General features: G+C 51.9%; 17 protein-coding genes, 1 pseudogene and 1 riboswitch. Of the genes and pseudogenes, 9 read left to right on the top strand and 9 right to left on the bottom strand.

Going from position 1 to position 14,799, the window contains the following annotated elements:
• Positions 1–64 precede the first annotated feature (64 nt).
• Both E9531_RS08220 and E9531_RS08225 read left to right on the top strand, forming a co-directional pair.
• On the top strand, positions 65–1,234 hold the full coding sequence (locus E9531_RS08220; RefSeq protein ID WP_136573282.1) for a trypsin-like peptidase domain-containing protein: 1,170 nt from the start codon (positions 65–67) through the stop codon (positions 1,232–1,234).
• Between the two features lie 76 nt (positions 1,235–1,310).
• Positions 1,311–1,640 carry a tetratricopeptide repeat protein gene (locus E9531_RS08225; protein WP_136573283.1) on the top strand — a complete coding sequence of 110 codons (330 nt, stop codon included), beginning with the start codon at positions 1,311–1,313 and terminating at the stop codon, positions 1,638–1,640.
• Positions 1,641–1,741: 101 nt separating this feature from the next.
• On the opposite strand, the gene tatC is transcribed toward E9531_RS08225, so the two are convergent.
• From tatC to E9531_RS08255, 6 genes are all read right to left on the bottom strand, one after another.
• Positions 1,742–2,524: a twin-arginine translocase subunit TatC gene (tatC, locus tag E9531_RS08230; RefSeq protein WP_136573284.1), complete on the bottom strand. Its 783-nt coding sequence runs from the start codon at positions 2,522–2,524 to the stop codon at positions 1,742–1,744.
• Between the two features lie 60 nt (positions 2,525–2,584).
• Positions 2,585–3,121: a Sec-independent protein translocase protein TatB gene (gene tatB / locus E9531_RS08235; protein WP_136573285.1), complete on the bottom strand. Its 537-nt coding sequence runs from the start codon at positions 3,119–3,121 to the stop codon at positions 2,585–2,587.
• 132 nt (positions 3,122–3,253) lie between these two features.
• Positions 3,254–3,487 carry a Sec-independent protein translocase subunit TatA gene (gene tatA, locus E9531_RS08240; RefSeq protein ID WP_136573286.1) on the bottom strand — a complete coding sequence of 78 codons (234 nt, stop codon included), beginning with the start codon at positions 3,485–3,487 and terminating at the stop codon, positions 3,254–3,256.
• Between the two features lie 160 nt (positions 3,488–3,647).
• Positions 3,648–4,016 carry a histidine triad nucleotide-binding protein gene (locus tag E9531_RS08245; protein ID WP_136573287.1) on the bottom strand — a complete coding sequence of 123 codons (369 nt, stop codon included), beginning with the start codon at positions 4,014–4,016 and terminating at the stop codon, positions 3,648–3,650.
• A 233-nt stretch (positions 4,017–4,249) separates the two neighbouring features.
• Positions 4,250–5,299 (bottom strand): patatin-like phospholipase family protein, encoded by a 1,050-nt coding sequence (locus tag E9531_RS08250; protein ID WP_136573288.1) that lies wholly within the window; start codon positions 5,297–5,299, stop codon positions 4,250–4,252.
• A gap of 3 nt (positions 5,300–5,302) precedes the next feature.
• Positions 5,303–5,719 carry a DUF4870 family protein gene (locus E9531_RS08255; protein WP_136573289.1) on the bottom strand — a complete coding sequence of 139 codons (417 nt, stop codon included), beginning with the start codon at positions 5,717–5,719 and terminating at the stop codon, positions 5,303–5,305.
• Between the two features lie 296 nt (positions 5,720–6,015).
• Here E9531_RS08255 and ribBA point away from each other — a divergent pair, with 296 nt between their 5' ends.
• The 5 genes and pseudogenes from ribBA to E9531_RS08280 all read left to right on the top strand — a co-directional run bounded on the left by ribBA (position 6,016) and on the right by E9531_RS08280 (position 9,709).
• Positions 6,016–7,140, top strand: coding sequence for a bifunctional 3,4-dihydroxy-2-butanone-4-phosphate synthase/GTP cyclohydrolase II (gene ribBA, locus E9531_RS08260; protein ID WP_136573290.1), 1,125 nt, complete (start codon positions 6,016–6,018; stop codon positions 7,138–7,140).
• A gap of 2 nt (positions 7,141–7,142) precedes the next feature.
• A complete protein-coding gene (ribH, locus tag E9531_RS08265; RefSeq protein WP_136573291.1) occupies positions 7,143–7,607 on the top strand; it encodes a 6,7-dimethyl-8-ribityllumazine synthase in 465 nt (154 codons plus the stop codon).
• Between the two features lie 37 nt (positions 7,608–7,644).
• Positions 7,645–8,082 (top strand): annotated as a pseudogene (gene nusB / locus E9531_RS08270) (transcription antitermination factor NusB); the annotation flags it as partial.
• 127 nt (positions 8,083–8,209) lie between these two features.
• On the top strand, positions 8,210–9,391 hold the full coding sequence (locus E9531_RS08275; protein ID WP_136573371.1) for a pyridoxal phosphate-dependent aminotransferase: 1,182 nt from the start codon (positions 8,210–8,212) through the stop codon (positions 9,389–9,391).
• A 24-nt stretch (positions 9,392–9,415) separates the two neighbouring features.
• Complete coding sequence (locus tag E9531_RS08280) at positions 9,416–9,709, top strand: antibiotic biosynthesis monooxygenase family protein (RefSeq protein WP_136573293.1); 294 nt, start codon at positions 9,416–9,418, stop codon at positions 9,707–9,709.
• Here E9531_RS08280 and E9531_RS17770 read toward each other — a convergent pair.
• The 3 genes from E9531_RS17770 to E9531_RS08295 all read right to left on the bottom strand — a co-directional run bounded on the left by E9531_RS17770 (position 9,689) and on the right by E9531_RS08295 (position 12,579).
• Positions 9,689–10,318 carry a 6,7-dimethyl-8-ribityllumazine synthase gene (locus E9531_RS17770; RefSeq protein WP_136573294.1) on the bottom strand — a complete coding sequence of 210 codons (630 nt, stop codon included), beginning with the start codon at positions 10,316–10,318 and terminating at the stop codon, positions 9,689–9,691. The two genes, E9531_RS08280 and E9531_RS17770, sit on opposite strands and share 21 nt — an antisense overlap.
• Positions 10,319–10,431: 113 nt before the next feature.
• A riboswitch (FMN riboswitch) is annotated at positions 10,432–10,601 on the bottom strand.
• 139 nt (positions 10,602–10,740) lie between these two features.
• On the bottom strand, positions 10,741–11,343 hold the full coding sequence (locus E9531_RS08290) for a TetR/AcrR family transcriptional regulator (protein WP_136573295.1): 603 nt from the start codon (positions 11,341–11,343) through the stop codon (positions 10,741–10,743).
• A 12-nt stretch (positions 11,344–11,355) separates the two neighbouring features.
• Positions 11,356–12,579: a Bcr/CflA family efflux MFS transporter gene (locus E9531_RS08295; protein ID WP_136573296.1), complete on the bottom strand. Its 1,224-nt coding sequence runs from the start codon at positions 12,577–12,579 to the stop codon at positions 11,356–11,358.
• Between the two features lie 326 nt (positions 12,580–12,905).
• Here E9531_RS08295 and E9531_RS08300 point away from each other — a divergent pair, with 326 nt between their 5' ends.
• Both E9531_RS08300 and E9531_RS08305 read left to right on the top strand, forming a co-directional pair.
• The gene (locus tag E9531_RS08300) at positions 12,906–13,739 is read left to right on the top strand and encodes an ABC transporter substrate-binding protein (RefSeq protein WP_136573297.1); all 834 of its coding nucleotides are present in this window, start codon (positions 12,906–12,908) and stop codon (positions 13,737–13,739) included.
• A 188-nt stretch (positions 13,740–13,927) separates the two neighbouring features.
• Positions 13,928–14,776, top strand: coding sequence for an ABC transporter substrate-binding protein (locus E9531_RS08305; protein WP_425293571.1), 849 nt, complete (start codon positions 13,928–13,930; stop codon positions 14,774–14,776).
• The last annotated feature ends 23 nt before the right edge of the window (positions 14,777–14,799 follow it).

Below are 14,799 nucleotides of genomic sequence, written 5' to 3' on the forward strand. Positions count from 1 at the left end.
ACCATTTTTATCGTCAGCATGCTGTTTTGCATGCTGACATCAACGCACTTTTGCCACACTCCCTATGCGCCGATACTGGCTTCTTTTCTCCCAATCCGTGACTGTGATACTGGCCGCGTATTTCGTCGTCACCACACTCAAACCGCAATGGCTCGCCTCGCGCGACGCGCCTGCTGTGGCCACACAACTGAACACAGCCCCAGCAACCGCTAATACCACCAATGCATCCAACACCAGTACCCAGCACGAAGACGCCCCGACCAGTTTCAGAGCCGCAGCCCAGCTGGCTGCGCAATCAGTGGTAAGCATCAACACCACCAAAACGGTACGGCACCCTTATGCCAATGATCCCTTCTTCCAATATTTTTTCGGTGAGTCGCCTAACCGCTCGCAAAGCGGGCTTGGCAGCGGCGTCATCGTGAATGCAGATGGCTACCTGCTCACCAACAACCATGTCATTGAAGGCGCAGACGTCATCAACGTCACGCTCAACGATGGCCGCGAGTTTGTGGCCAAAGTGGTTGGCACGGACCCTGACTCTGATCTGGCTGTTCTGAAGATCGAAGCCCCCAATCTACCGGCCATTCGCATTGGTAATTCTGACCAAATGGCCATTGGAGATGCCGTTCTCGCCATCGGTAACCCCTTTGGGGTTGGCCAAACCGTCACCAGCGGCATCATCAGTGCGCTTGGCCGAAGCCACTTGGGCTTGAACATTTACGAAAATTTCATTCAAACCGATGCGGCCATCAATCCAGGGAATTCTGGAGGCGCCTTAGTGGATACCAAAGGGGAGTTGGTTGGCATCAATACCGCCATTTTTTCTCAATCTGGTGGCAGTATGGGCATTGGCTTTGCCATCCCAACCAAAACAGCGCAATTCGTGCTCAACAGCATCATTCGTGACGGTCGCGTCACGCGCGCCTGGGTTGGCTTGGTATCTGATCCATTAACCCCTGAGCTGGCGCAAGCAGCAGGTGTCAAAGCCAGCTCAGGCGTGATTGTCACTGGCGTATTACAAGGCGGACCAGCAGCAAAGGCCGGCATTCGGCCAGGAGACGTCATTACTCAGATAAACCAACAGCCCGTCAAAAGTGTCACCGACTTGATGGCAACGGTCGCGGGCCTGACACCAAACAACCCTATCCCCATCATGATGGAGCGAAATGGCACAGCACAACAAGTCGATATCACACCAGATGTTCGTCCTGTAACCAACCGAACACCTCGATAAGCTTTCACATTTTGTTTGCCCACGCATAGCCTAGCCTAATTGCCCTTCTTTTATTGCCCTTATTGAATGCGTCCTCATGAACATTGCCGCACTTGAAACCATGCTAGCGAAAGGCACCGATACACCGCTGCTGCGATTTGGCCTGGGTAAGACGTATCTGGACGCAGGCAATGCACCACAGGCTGTCCTGCATTTGCATGCCTGTGTAGAAAATGACCCAGGTTACTCTGCTGCATGGAAGCTACTGGGCAAAGCTTATTTGCTGTGCGAAGACAAGGTGGCCGCACAAACGGCGTGGACGGCGGGTATCGCCGCAGCTCAGCAGCACGGGGACAAACAAGCAGAAAAAGAAATGGCCGTATTCTTGCGCAAACTGCAAAAGAACGGCCACAGCAACAATATTTGATTTTTTAGTTCGCGGGTCTTACGACTGGTGGCATCTGTTCGAGCTAATAGCAGCCAAACTCGCCTGTCACTGGAGTTTCTCCCGGGCAAAGCCGTTTTAGTTTAAGCCTGCTCACCTTCTTGCGACTCTGGCTCTTTCTTGCTAAACCAACGCGAAGCAAAAAGACCCAGTTCGTAAAGCAAGCACATAGGAATAGCCAGGGACAACTGAGAAATCACATCAGGCGGCGTCACCACGGCAGCAATCACAAAGGCAAGAACCACGAAATAACCGCGAAAAGAGCGCAATTTGTCCAGTGTGACCAAACCAAAACGCACCAGCAACATGACCACAATGGGAACCTGAAACGCCAAGGCAAAAGCAATATAGAGTGACAAGATAACGCCAACATAGGACGCCACATCTGGTGTTGCAGCCACACTCTGGGGCGCAAACTTCTGAATAAACTCAAACATTTTGTCCAGCACAAACAGCTGCACAAATGCAATGCCAACATATGCCAGCAAACTTCCCAGCAAAATCATAGGCAGCGCGAAACGCTTCTCATGGCTGTACAGGCCCGGCGCAACAAACGCCCATGCTTGGTAAATCAACCATGGCAATGCAACCAACACCGCCGTCATGAACATGACCTTGAGTGGCACCAAGAAAGGCGACAAAACCCCCACGGCTATCAACTTCGCATCAGGGGGCATGTGGGCACGGATTGGCATGGCAATGATGTCAATCAGCACGCTAGGGCCAGGCCAAAGCGCCAACCCCACAATCACAACAAAAACCCCAACAATGCAATAAATGATTCGATTGCGCAGCTCTATCAAGTGCTGAACAAAGGGTTGCTCTGTTCCAGCTAGCTCATTTTCTGAGGAAGGTGTGTGGGCCATGTTTTCAAGGCTCGCCAACATCGTTGCTGAGGCATACGATGCCAGCTAAGCGACAAATTATCAATGCGAATCGAAGGAGGAATGAACGCGCAGACGGGCAACCCGAGCAGCATCGGATTGGATGTTTTTGCGCACTTGGTGCCGTGCTTTGTACCAACCAGGAACGGCCGAACGACGTTTGCGCCAGTCTTTGCGAGGCGCAACATAAACCACTGGTGTGACAGCAGTTACAAAATCCCTTTTGCTCGCATCTTCCAAGCCATCTAAAGAAGATCCATCCGAATCACTGTCGGCGCCACCATCCAAGGCATTGAGTTCATCCGAGACTTGGTTTACGCCACTTTTGAAGTCGCTGGCATGGGTACGCACGGTTTGTTCTAGGTCCCGAGCAGCCCCTTCAAGCGAAGTTTTGACTTTGCGCAGCTCATCCATCTCCATGGCCTGATTGACCTCACGCTTGACATCGTTGACGTAGCGCTGCGCCTTCCCCAAAAGCGTTCCAATGGTTCGCGCTACTTTAGGCAAGCGCTCGGGCCCAATCACAATCAGCGCTACCAGGCCAATCATGACGAGTTTTGAAATACCTAAATCAAACATCGATTCGACCAATTTCCTTATGCGTTGCTGCCAAGCAGCAAAGACTGCGTTATCGCATGCCTTACCCGAGCGTCACACACAGCCCTAAAAACAGCAAGCATCTGCATTCAAGCCCATGGCAATAGCCAACGATCAGTTTTTCTGTTTGGCTTGCACGTCAATGGTTTCTTTGTCCGAAGTGGACTGATCCGCAACTTTGGCACTCTCAGCAGCCTGAGGAGCCTCACCGCCTTCACGCATCCCCTCTTTGAAACCTTTAACTGCTCCACCCAAATCACTGCCCATATTGCGCAGTTTTTTGGTACCAAAAATCAAAACTACGACCAGCAATACAACCAGCCAGTGCCAAATGGAAAGTCCACCCATGATGCTTCACTCCTAGAATCGAAAAGCCGAAAATAAACTGCAGTAAGTAAGCACTAGCATTGCTTTGCCACCTACGGTCAGAAATTGAAATCATTGTATGCGGCTGATGGCCTGCGTTCGGCAGGCCACGTGAAAAAGCCGCACAAACGCTAGCCTTTGGTCAACCTTTAAGCCAGGGGCGCGGACCGCCCATGACATGAACATGCAAATGGTGCACCTCTTGTCCGCCCTCTTCCCCTGTATTGACTACCACACGAAAGCCGCCTTCAGGGTACGGATTACAACCTTGCTCCAAGGCAAGCTGCGGCGCCAATGCCATGATTTTCCCTAGCAGCGGTGCATCAGAGGCCGTAACCTGAGCCATCGATGGAATATGTTTTTTTGGGATCACCAAAAAATGCACAGGAGCCCAGGGACTGATGTCATGAAACGCAAAGAGGTCCTCATCTTCGTAGACTTTTTTCGAGGGAATTTCCCCTGCTACGATCTTGCAAAAAATGCATTGTGGGTCATGGGTTAGAGCAGTCATACATCCAAGATTTCTTATGCCAAAAGACAAGCAACAACAAGCAAGCTTAATGCCAATACAGGCCAAGGATTGCCTCAAACACAGCAGCCAAAGCCATGCCATAGCGGTGAAAGACCTCACATGCATGCCGTTTGTTGCGCGCCCTTGCATAGTGCCATGCTTTTTAAAGCATGCAGACCAAACCCACCGCAGCTTGCGCTGCCACTGCATTGAGCAGGCTTATTCAAAATCCACTAGAGCGTCGAACGCACCCCAATATCTTCGCGATGCTGCTGCAGCCATTGCTGCGCAGATTCACGGCCCCGGGCAAAAAGCTTCTGCAAAAAACCAATATCGGAGCGCAACTTGCTATCACTACCGAATGTCTGCAAAAAGGCCCCTCCATCAATGCGGTGCATACGCATCGACTTGTATTGACTGGCATCGAGCCGCCCCTCATCCAACAAACGCCTGACAAATTCAATCGCACGCAGCTCCGACAATAAACTGGCATTGAATGTCACTTCATTGATGCGCTCGAGAATTTCTGGCATCGTCTTCGGCACTGATTCTGTTTCAATCGGATTGATTTGTACCAGCAGTACATCGTCGGCGCGGGTTCTATAAATCAACGGATAGATGGCTGGATTACCAGAGTAACCACCATCCCAGTAATGCTCACCATCAATCTCTACCGCATTGAAAATTTGCGGCAAGCAAGCCGAAGCCATCAGCGCATCTAGGCCGAGGTCATCTGACTCAAAAACCTTGCTGCGGCCAGTGCGCACATTTGTCGCACCAATAAACAAACGCGGCACCAAGCCGCCGCCCTGGTATTGCTTGATCAAGTCAAAATCCACTTGCTGGCGCAACAAGCTTCGCAATGGATTGATATCCATAGGATTGGTTTGTGCTGGCGAAAGGGGTGATGAAGACATCAACGGCTTGAGCCAAGGCATCCATTGCGCAGCCAGATGTGATGGCGAAGCTGTCAAAAAGGCCCCCAAAGTGCCGACCGCCTCCCAAAAATTGCGCAATGTCTGGCGGGCCAACTCACTTCCTTTAGCAAGGGCTTCTTGCTCGTCAGGAATATGCAGATCCGCCGCTTTGGCAAAACCTGCTGCCAACACAGTCGCATTCATGGCCCCCGCACTGGTGCCGCTGATACCTTCAAACCGGTAAACACCCTCTTCCAAAAGCGCATCCAGCACGCCCCAGGTAAAAGCGCCGTGCGAACCACCACCTTGCAGAGCCAGATTCAGCTCTTGCGGCTTGGCCGTATGCTTTTTATTACGCACTGTCATCACTCAAGCAGCAATCGCTTGGTCTTTATTCATGGCAACCATGCCGCGAACAATGCGAATCAAAAACCAAATGGAGACAAAGAACCACGCAATTTTCCCAGGCACATAAAACAGCAGGAACAAGGGCGCTGTCACGGCATACAGAAAAATTGCCCATCCCACACTGGATATCCGCCAATCAAAATGGCTTGCCTGCCAAGTACCTTGTGCATCTGAGCGTTTGACCAAATCCAAAATCAACGCCAGCAATAGCAATACCAAACTAGGCTCCAGACCAGGCACTACCGCGCACACAGCCACGACCAGATGCATGCCGTAACTGATCCACCCTAAAAGCCTTAAATCATTCAAATTTTGTCGATTGTCCACTTGCTCGCGCGCCTGAACATCCACTACGTCGTTGTGATCGCGTTTATTCATTGCAACTTACCCTCCAAATGGTTTGCGCTCTCTTGGGTTTGTTTTACTAAAAATGCTGCATTGCAGCAAATTCAATTATTGGAGCCATTGTGCCGCAATCCACAAACGAGATGTCCAGTCATGGTTTTGTTTACCATAAGCCGATCTGCATGCACAACACCACTCTTTCTAGCCGCCTCATGAAACAGCAAAGGCACATCCAACCCCATAGCTATCGCATACATATCCGATCACAGGCGCCCAGCAGCGCATGACGAAGTCGCTACAATACGCGGCTTAACTATTTGCTCTTTGTCATGACTCAAGCTACCTCTATCGCCCCTATTTCGCCAGTGGAAGAAATCATCGAAGAAATTCGAGCGGGCAGAATGGTGGTGCTGATTGATGAAGAAGACCGAGAAAACGAAGGCGATCTGGTGTTAGCGGCTGATCACGTCAGCCCCGAAGCCATCAATTTCATGGCCAAATATGCGCGAGGTCTTGTCTGTTTGACCTTGACACGCGAACGCTGCCAATTGCTGAACTTGCCCCCTATGGCCAAGAAAAACGGCACGCAGTTTGATACCGCGTTCACCGTCTCCATCGAAGCGGCCGAAGGAGTCACCACTGGCATTTCAGCAGCAGACCGTGCCCGCACCATTGCGGCAGCTGTTTCTGCACATGCAAAACCAACCGATCTGGTGCAGCCAGGCCACATTTTCCCCGTTCAAGCGGTAGATGGTGGCGTACTTATGCGCGCAGGCCACACTGAAGCGGGTTGCGACTTGACGCGCCTTGCGGGCTTGACACCGGCCAGCGTCATTTGCGAGATCATGAAGGACGACGGCACCATGGCTCGCCTGCCTGATTTGCAGATTTTCGCGGCTGAGCACGGGCTAAAAATCGGCACCATCGCCGATCTCATCCAATACCGCAGCAGCCATGAATCGCTGATTGAGCGTGTCAGCTCTCGAAAAATGGTCACGCACTGGGGAGAATTCACTGCGCATGCTTTTCAAGACAGCATGAGCAAAGCACTGCATTTGGCGCTAGTCAAAGGCCAGTGGAGCGACGACGAAGAAATTCCAGTGCGCGTGCACGAACCCCTCTCCGTGCTGGACGCGTTAGATGCCCAACGCGGCCTGCATTCGTGGAGCCTGCACGAAAGCCTCCAATACATCGACCGGACAGGCAAAGGAGCTGTTGTACTGCTCAATTGTGGAGAAACAGGCGAGCAACTGCTTGACCAATTGGAGGGCCGCGCACAACCGAGCCACGCCCCCACCCGTGGCCGCATGGATTTGCGCACATATGGCATTGGCGCACAAATTTTGCGTAATTTAGGCGTTGGCCGTATGCGTCTGTTAGGCCAACCACGTCGCTTGCCCAGCATGGCTGCGGGCTATAACCTCGAAGTCACCGGCTTCATTAACAAGGAATAACCATGTTTGGTGCAAACAAAGGTGCTGCCAATTTGCAAGATGGCAGCCCATTGCGCATTGCCGTTGTGCAAGCGCGCTTTAACGAAGACATTACAACCGCGCTTTGGCAGGCAACACACACAGAGCTACTCGCACTGGGTGTGCAGGAAGAACACATCACCCACGTCACCGTTCCGGGTGCGCTCGAAGTGGCCTCGGCCTTGCAGGTTTTGGCAGACACCGAGAACTTTGATGCCCTGATTGCTCTGGGCTGCATTATTCGCGGAGAAACCTACCATTTCGAACTGGTGGCCAATGAGTCTGGCGCAGGTGTCACGCGCATCAGCCTAGACTACGGCATTCCCATTGCCAACGCCATTCTCACTGTTGAAAACATGGAGCAAGCCGTTGCTCGCCAAACTGAAAAAGGCCGCGATGCCGCCCGCGTGGCCGTTGAAATGGCCAACCTGATTGAACAGATTGCATAAGCTGCCCATGAGTACCCCTGAAAACACCCCCGTTCCAAGCAGCAAAAAAAGTGCACGTAGCCGTGCGCGAGAGTTTGCACTGCAAGCGCTTTACCAGCGCCTGGTAGGCAAAAACGATCCTCGCGATATCGACATGTTTACGCGCAACCTCAGTGGTTTTCACAAAGCAGACTCTGCCCTGTATGACGCGCTACTGTACGGCTGCGCTGAAGAAGCGCAAACGTTGGACGAAGCCATTGCCCCCGTTCTGGATCGCCCGCTCGAAGAGCTCTCCCCTATCGAACATGCTGCGATGTGGATGGGTGTGTTCGAATTCAAACACGCGCTTGACGTGCCGTGGAAAGTCGTCATCAACGAGTACGTAGAATTGGCCAAATCGTTTGGCGGCACAGACGGCCATAAATACGTCAATGCGGTATTGAATGCACTAGCGCCGCAATTTCGCGCAGCCGAAGTGAACGCCAGCAAGGCTTAAAAAAATACAAGTGGCTCGTATGAGCCGCTTCACCGTTGAATGCGGCCACAACCCATTGCCATGTATTGGCAACATCAACCAATGTCTACACCATGCGCTTGCTAGCGCCCACCTGTTTGCCATGACCATTAAGCTCTCTGCTCGCGCCAGACGTACCGCTCCGTTTTATGTCATGGAGGTTGGCAAAGCAGCGGCGCAGCGTATGTCGGAGCGTGGTAATGATCCAGAAATGGTGTTCCTCAATATTGGTGAGCCTGATTTTGCAGCGCCAGAGCGGGTGCAACGCGCCGCCATGGCCGCCATTGAACAAGGTCAGACGCAATACACCGCAGCATTAGGCTTGGATGCACTGCGCCAATCCATCAGCCAATGGTATGCCAGCCGCTTTGGTGTGCAGATTGAAGCCGATCGCATCATCATTACCGCAGGCGCTTCGGCTGCGCTGCACTTGGCGTGCCTGGCCCTTCTGGATGCCGGCGATGAAGTGTTAATGCCTGACCCTGGCTACCCTTGCAACCAACAGTTTGTGCAAGTCGCTGGCGCAAGCGCCAAACGCATTGCAGTCGGAGCACAAAGCCGCTTTCAACTGACTGCCGAACATGTCTGCGCGCACTGGCAAGAGCACACTCGCGCAGTTTTGCTGGCCTCGCCCTCTAACCCGACCGGCACATCCACCTCAAGAGCAGAACTGCAGCGCATTCACGAAGCGGTACGCGCGCGAGGCGGAGTGACACTGGTAGACGAAATATATCTGGGTCTGTCGTATGACCAAGCCTATGGGCACACTGCTTTGGCGCTGGGTGATGACATCATCAGCATCAACAGCTTCAGTAAATACTTCAACATGACAGGCTGGCGCTTAGGCTGGTTAGTGGTGCCAACTGAGTTGGTAGCCCCAATTGAGCGGCTCGCGCAAAACCTGTTCATTTGTCCAAGCACCATTGCGCAACATGCAGCATTAGAGTGCTTTCATCCAGAAAGCCTGGCTGAATACGAACGCCGCCGCGACATCTTCCGCCAACGCAGAGATTTCTTTCTGCCGCAATTGGCCGAGCTGGGCCTGCACGTACCGGTTGAGCCCGATGGGGCCTTTTACATCTGGGCCGATTGCCGTGAAGCGGCCCAACGCTTACAAGTTGAAGGCAGCTGGGACTTCGCCTTCAGCCTACTGGACAAAGCCCATATTGCTGTTGCACCAGGTAAAGACTTTGGCAACCACGCCATGGAGCACTACATTCGCTTCTCAATCGCCAATTCAATGGACAACCTGCAAACAGCCCTCACGCGCATGCGTGCCTTGCTCACTTAAGGAGTTCTTAATGCCCTATTCGCCATGAACCGCTTCCGCGTCTTACGCGGCCATGAAGAAACCTTTCTGACCCACTGGCGCAATCGCGAAAGCCACCTCGACTCTGTTCCTGGCTTTGTGGCATTTCACCTTTTGCAAGGCACACAAACGCAAGAGTTCACGCTGTTTGCCTCACATACTGAATGGGAAAGCGAGCAGCACTTTATCGACTGGACGCATTCCGAAGCCTTCCGCAAAGCGCATGCCAATGCAGGCAAAGGCACACGCGAGATCTATGCGGGACCACCTCAACTGGAATTATTCAACAGCGTGTTGTGATCGCCGCGCCCAAACCGCCAGCGGCGCGTCGGTTGAAGCATGGCCTTCTGCTGCAGTATTCTGAGCACTGGCAACAGCAACCTGCGGTTTAGAGGCTAGCCCCACCGCAGCAGGCTCCCATGTTTGCAAAATGCTCCCACAGGCATTGGCCGCCTCTTCGCCTTTTTGGATGAAATGCGCCTCAAAAAACTGCTGGTGTGCTTCGTTCGCGTGGAAGTGGTGGGGCGTCAGCACTACCGAAAAAATGGGAACCGAGGTATCCAACTGCACCCGCATCAACCCGTCAATCACCGCAGCCGATACGAAGTCATGCCGGTAAATGCCGCCATCAACAACAAAGCCAAACGCCACGATGGCGTCATACTCCCCTGACTGGGCCAACAGCTTGGCCTGCAATGGAATTTCAAAAACACCAGGAACCTCCATCGACTGTATTTGACTCAATGGTTGCAATTGCGCAAACCGCTGGGCAAACGCCGTCGTGGCACGCTGCACAATATCGGCATGCCAAGCAGCAGCAACCATAGCCACGCGCGGGCCTTGATCGCTCAAAACGGCTCCATCACGGCAGGCCAATTGCGGTAATAACGAAATGGGAGACTGATTCATGATTTTCCTTATCAACATCATGGAAAGACAGAATCAGGGCTGAGCATGCACAAGCACAAGCGCAACCGGGCAAGCATCTGCACGATGCCCGTCAGAAATTGCACTGTTGCCGGCACGTTTCTCTTTCATCCGGACTATGACCGTCGGCTCTGGAATCACACCAGATCTGCTGACCTTGATGGGCATTGCACCCACCAAGCGCTCGCGGGCTCTCAGAAATCAATACACCAGTATTACCCCTGTTACCGCCGGTGGGGACTTGCACCCCGCCCTGAGAAACTAGCCTGCTCTTCAAGTTTGCTCAGTACTGTTCACACCAATCAACGCCCCAAGAGCAAAGCCGCTGCAATTATAAAGAGTGAGGCAGTGCCACGTTGACACAGCCTCAACGTGTTGAGGCCGTCAGGAGGACGTCACAGACGTCAACAGCGTTTGACGTGTGGGCTCAGGGACTGCGCAAAGAGGTGCCACATAGCCTCCTCGCGCTTAGCCATTTTGATGCGACCAGCATAAATCAACTCCACATACAAACTCTCGACGATCCCGGCATACGCAATAGCAAAACGCTCAGAAACTTGTGGCAGTAGAGGCGCCACTACGCATGCATCCAACTGAGTCGCAAAACAGTCCTGCAATTGACTCACAAAGCCCTCATAAGTAGGACCTACGGTTGCACGCAACTGCTCAGGAGGCAAAAATGCAGCGCGTAACAGAAAACGCAAATGCACAGAATCAGCATAGCGTTGGGCAATGGTGCTGACATACGCTTGACCAGGTAGTTCACCTTTACTCAAGGGCCCCAACACCTGGCGAACATAGCACTCCTCAACCTCAACGGCATCCTGCAGAATTTGCAAATACAAAGCTTCTTTGCTCGCCACATGGGAATACAGCGAGGCTTTCCTGATACCAACCAGCAGGGCAATCTCATTGAGTGAAGCGCCGTCATAACCGGCAACCGAAAAATGTGCCAATGCCGCGTCACACACGCGCTGAAATGCTTCTGTTCTATCGCCTCTGACCATCTCTACCTTTCATCAACCATGCTGCAGGTGCACTTGCACGCCCGATTTAGCAACTCTTCGCACACTCACCCAAGTCAAGCCTGAAGCGACAATACCAATCGCAACCAATGCGAGCAACCATTGCACAGCGCCGCGTTCGGCCACAATGGCCGCCAGAGGTGTCGCAGCAGCGCCCAGCAGCAGTGGAAAAGCCCCCAAGATAGCAGCACTGGCACCCAATGCGGTATTACGCGTTGCCAACGCAATGGCCATCAAGGTCGCCTCCCCAATGCCCAAGCCGCACAACGCAATAAACATACCTGCAGCAACACCTATTAAACCCACGCCAGTAAAAGCCGAAACCGTGCTAACTACAGCCCCAACAAGCAGGCCCAGCACACCAAGCAAAGCCAATTTTTCAATCTTGAACCGAGCGACCAGCTTTGCACTGCCCATAGCCCCTAACAGGACTGCTATACCTGTAGCACCAAAAATCAAGCCAAATGAACGTGGCGTAACACCATAATTGGCTTGGTAAGTGTATGAAGCCCCACCGATATAAAAAAACAAAAAGAAAAACACCAAAGACAATGACAGCGCGGGCAATACAAACGCCGCAGAAGAAAGAATGCTCACGTAAGTGCGTAGCACAGTGCCTAACTGAAGGTTGCTGCGTTTATGAACTGGCAATGTCTCGCGCATACGAAAAATTGTGTTCAACAACACAAGCAAGCCCAAAGCAGCCAACACATAAAAAACTGCACGCCAACCCCAAGCTGATCCAACCACTCCCCCGAAAGCTGGCGCCAACACAGGGCCAATCCCTTGAATGGTCATCAGTAGTGCAAACAACTGCGCAGCGATCACCCCTTCGGTCACATCACGCACACTGCTCATAGCCGTCACAATCGCCAAAGACGATGCGAGTCCTTGTATAAAGCGCGCGAAAATCAAACTCTCCACTGATGTAGCCATCGCCGCCCATGCAGAAGTCAATGCATAGACCACTAAAGCAATCAACAATGGCCAGCGCCGCCCGAATGCATCAATGACTGGGCCAAATAACAATTGCCCTGCTCCCATGGCCAGCAAAAAAACGGTCAATGTGAGTTGCATTGCCGAAAACTCTGTGCCGAATTGCTGTGCCATCTCTGGCATCGATGGCAAATACATATCGATGGATGCAGGGCCGAGCACCATGATCAATCCTAGAGATACGGCCAATCCTATTGGCACACGTTGTGAAGCATCCGTCATTTACGATCCATATCGATTTTTAACTACCTATCGGTAGCTAGTTGAAAATATGGGCGCCAATGTATAAAAAAAATTTCAGATCGTCAAACCTACGCACGGATTGCCGCATACAAAAAAAGGTTGTCCAGGCCAGCTAATGCATCTTCATGCAACCGCTGTCGCAACGCCTCTTTCCAAATAGTCAGAGATATCCATTTCATACGCAAAAAATTTATTATTCGATTTCCAATATATCAATATAGAAAAAATGAAGTTCACTCATTAATGGGACTAATTTAAGCTTCGTACCCTTGCAAACAGGCATAAAAAAATCGGAGTTCATAACCATGAGAAGAATTAAAACCTTTTTTTCTGCAGCATTGACTGCCTCGGTCTTCGCATTGGCACCAGCGATTAGCCATGCCGACAAGCTCGATGACATTCGCCAACGCGGTGAATTGGTAGTAGGGGTATTGGGCACAGACGAGCCTGCGACGTTTATTGATCCCAAAACACGTCAATTCATCGGATATGAAGTGGATTTGGCACAAGCCATTGCCGACAAAATCGGCGTCAAAGCCCGCTTCAAGCAAGTAGCCGTTGCTGCTCGCATCCCTGAGTTGCAGCAAAACCATGTGGATTTGATTGCCGCAGGTTTGACCCACAACAAGGAACGTGAAGAACAAATCGACTTTTCGCTGACCACTTTTGAAACGGGTCAGAAAGTGCTGGTGCGCAAAGACAGTGGCATCACCGACTTGAAGGGATTGGAAGGCAAAAAAGTGGTGACCTTACGCGGCGGTACCCAAGAGCCCAATGTTCGTAAAGCGGTGCCTGGCGTGGATGTTGTGACGTTTGATACCAGCCAGCAGGCCTTCCAAGCCTTGCAGCAAGGCAAAGGCGTTGGGTATGTAGATGACGAAGCCGCCCTTCTACGCGTATATGCCAAGCTTGGGCCTGCTCAAAAAGACTATGTGGTGCTGTCTGCGAACCTGAGTGTAGAACCCTTGGCGCTGGGTATCCGTAAAGGCGAGCCTGCATTCAAGAAAATTGTGGATGACACATTGCGTGGTCTGGAGTCCTCTGGCGAAGCAGAGAAAATCTTCTTCAAATGGTACGGACCAGAAACCAAATCAGGCTTTACCCAACGCAGTTTCAAGATTGAAACTGACCAAATCTGAAGCCCTTCTGCAGAGGTCTTGCACCCAAAAGTAAGGCATCTAGAAGCAGGCAAGAACGCACAGCGAAACATTGAACGCTGTGCGTTTTGCATTGGCAGCTTCTGCAAGGCTAAGACTCTCTGATAAAAACAATCGTTGATTGCAGCAACTCGCCAACACCGAGTATGCCTGCACACGCCCTCATTCTCATGACCAGCATGAACCCCATGAATTCACTACACAAATTCTTTTTGTCAACCATCACCACTTTGTCGCTTACAACCTTGGTGCAGCAGGTCCATGCCGACCAATTGGCAGACATCCAGCAAAAAGGCGAGATTGTCATTGGCGTACTTGGTACAGCAGAACCGTTTAGCTTCATCGACCCCAAAACACGCGAACTGGTCGGCTACGAGATAGATATTGGCAAAGACTTGGCCCAGGCTTTGGGCGTAAAGCCCGTATTCAAGCAACTGGCTGTAGCCGCACGGATCCCTGAATTGCAGCAAGGCCACGTCGACATTCTGGCTGCCGCATTGGCCATTACTCCTGATCGCCAAGAACAGATCGACTTTTCCATCCCAACGCTGATCACAGGCCAGAAAATACTGGTGTCTAAGCAGTCCGGCATCAGCGGCATTGCGCAACTGGAAGGAAAAAAACTTGTCACCATTAAAGGCGGCACACAAGAGGCCAACGCAAAAAAAGCTATTGCACAGGCTAATGTCGTGAGTTTCGACAATGCCCCCCAAGCCTTTCTCGCACTTCAGCAAGGCAAAGCAGAAGGCATGGTTGATGATGAATCCGGTTTAGTGGGCGTACTCAATAAAGCGGGTAGTAAAGCCGAGAATTTCACCATCCTGCCCGAACGCATCAGCACCACTCAAGTAGCCATCGGCATCAAAAAACATGAACCAGCACTATTGGCTGCAATCAATTCAGCCTTGCTGCAAGCAGAAACGCGCGGGGAGGCTGGCAAATGGTTTTTCCAATGGTATGGACCAACAACTCAGCACGGTTTTTCAGAACGCGACTTCACTTGGAGTGCACCAAACTGAGCGCAATGTACGCCACACGGGCA

The organism is Lampropedia puyangensis (genome assembly GCF_004833285.1).
In the GTDB taxonomy this organism is placed as follows: Bacteria; Pseudomonadota; Gammaproteobacteria; order Burkholderiales; family Burkholderiaceae_C; genus Lampropedia; species Lampropedia puyangensis.

Coding starts and splice junctions, on each gene's coding strand:
- E9531_RS08220 (WP_136573282.1), top strand. CDS start 65: ATGCGCCGATACTGGCTTCTTTTCTCCCAATCCGTGACTGTGATACTG.
- E9531_RS08225 (WP_136573283.1), top strand. CDS start 1,311: ATGAACATTGCCGCACTTGAAACCATGCTAGCGAAAGGCACCGATACA.
- tatC (WP_136573284.1), bottom strand. CDS start 2,524: ATGGCCCACACACCTTCCTCAGAAAATGAGCTAGCTGGAACAGAGCAA.
- tatB (WP_136573285.1), bottom strand. CDS start 3,121: ATGTTTGATTTAGGTATTTCAAAACTCGTCATGATTGGCCTGGTAGCG.
- tatA (WP_136573286.1), bottom strand. CDS start 3,487: ATGGGTGGACTTTCCATTTGGCACTGGCTGGTTGTATTGCTGGTCGTA.
- E9531_RS08245 (WP_136573287.1), bottom strand. CDS start 4,016: ATGACTGCTCTAACCCATGACCCACAATGCATTTTTTGCAAGATCGTA.
- E9531_RS08250 (WP_136573288.1), bottom strand. CDS start 5,299: ATGACAGTGCGTAATAAAAAGCATACGGCCAAGCCGCAAGAGCTGAAT.
- E9531_RS08255 (WP_136573289.1), bottom strand. CDS start 5,719: ATGAATAAACGCGATCACAACGACGTAGTGGATGTTCAGGCGCGCGAG.
- ribBA (WP_136573290.1), top strand. CDS start 6,016: ATGACTCAAGCTACCTCTATCGCCCCTATTTCGCCAGTGGAAGAAATC.
- ribH (WP_136573291.1), top strand. CDS start 7,143: ATGTTTGGTGCAAACAAAGGTGCTGCCAATTTGCAAGATGGCAGCCCA.
- E9531_RS08280 (WP_136573293.1), top strand. CDS start 9,416: ATGAACCGCTTCCGCGTCTTACGCGGCCATGAAGAAACCTTTCTGACC.
- E9531_RS17770 (WP_136573294.1), bottom strand. CDS start 10,318: ATGAATCAGTCTCCCATTTCGTTATTACCGCAATTGGCCTGCCGTGAT.
- E9531_RS08290 (WP_136573295.1), bottom strand. CDS start 11,343: ATGGTCAGAGGCGATAGAACAGAAGCATTTCAGCGCGTGTGTGACGCG.
- E9531_RS08295 (WP_136573296.1), bottom strand. CDS start 12,579: ATGACGGATGCTTCACAACGTGTGCCAATAGGATTGGCCGTATCTCTA.
- E9531_RS08300 (WP_136573297.1), top strand. CDS start 12,906: ATGAGAAGAATTAAAACCTTTTTTTCTGCAGCATTGACTGCCTCGGTC.
- E9531_RS08305 (WP_425293571.1), top strand. CDS start 13,928: ATGACCAGCATGAACCCCATGAATTCACTACACAAATTCTTTTTGTCA.